Raw genomic sequence first — 1,135 nt, forward strand, 5'->3', positions numbered from 1 at the left:
GCGCGCGCTCGCCGACGCCGGGGACGATCCGGCCCTGCTCGCCCCGCTGCACTACCGGCTCGCGTGGCGGGCGTGGCTGGTCGAGGGCTCGGCGTTCGAGGCGCACGAGCACGCGGCGCGCTCCGCCGAGCTGGCCGCGCGGGCGGGGGACCGGCGCACCGAGATCCTCGCCCTGGCCAAGCAGGCGCACCTGGCGTTCTTCCTGGGGCGTCCGGACGCCGAGCGGACGCTCGCGCGCGCGTTGTTGTCGCCGCAGGACCCGCGCGTCATGGTCGACCACAACGGCCCCGCCTTCCAGCGGTACCGGCACCACCTGCTCGCCGACCGGCTGGAGGAGGCGCGCGCCGAGCTGCGGTCGCTGATCTACCTGGTCCGGCGGCGCGGGGCGGTCGAGAGCCTGTGCCACTGCCTGCACAACCTCGCGCGCGTGGAGGTGCACCGGGGGCGCTGCGACCGGGCGCTGGACGTGGCGCGGCAGAGCCTGCGGCTGGCCGAGGACAGCGACCTCAGCCAGGGTCCGTCGTGGTTCTCGCTGGCCATGGCGGAGGCGGCCGGCGGCGACCCGGAACGGGCCGCGGACGCCGCCCGGCGGGCCGAGCGGCACAGCGCCGACGACGGCGACCTGCTCTTCCTGCCGCAGGCGTGGTACGCCGCCGGGCACGTCCACCTGATGGCCGGACGCAACGACGCGGCGGCGGCGCTGCTGCGGCGCGTCCGGCGGTCGGAGGAGGCGCAGGGGCTCGGCGACCCGGCGATGCGGCGCTGGCACGGCGACCTCGCCGAGGCGCTCGCCCTGTCGGGGAGCCTGGACGAGGCCGCCGAGCTGATCGAGGAGACGCGCGCCCGCGCGACGCGGCTGGAGCGGCGCGTCATGCTCGCGGTGATGGACCGTGCCGCCGCGCTGGTCGCGGCCGGACACGGCGACCAGGGGACGGCTGTCGCGCTCGCGCGCCGGTCGGCGACGGCCTTGGCGGAGCTGCCGTTCCGGTTGGAGGAGGGCCGTTCCTGGCTGGTGCTCGGACGGCTGAGGATCGCCCAGCACGACGCGTCCGGGGCGCGGTCGGCCCTGCGCGAGGCGCGCCGCGTCTTCGCGCACGCGCACGCGCGCCCGTGGCTCGCGCTGGTCACCGCCGAG

At 77.9% G+C, this 1,135-nt stretch carries 1 protein-coding gene; it reads left to right on the forward strand.

Annotation, left to right across the window (positions count from 1 at the left end):
• Window positions 1–1,135 (forward strand): hypothetical protein (locus AB0J52_RS41685; protein ID WP_500188817.1); only part of this gene is annotated, 1,135 nt, incomplete at both ends.

Origin of the sequence: Spirillospora sp. NPDC049652, assembly GCF_040675125.1 — a bacterium.
Taxonomy (GTDB): domain Bacteria; phylum Actinomycetota; class Actinomycetes; order Streptosporangiales; family Streptosporangiaceae; genus Spirillospora.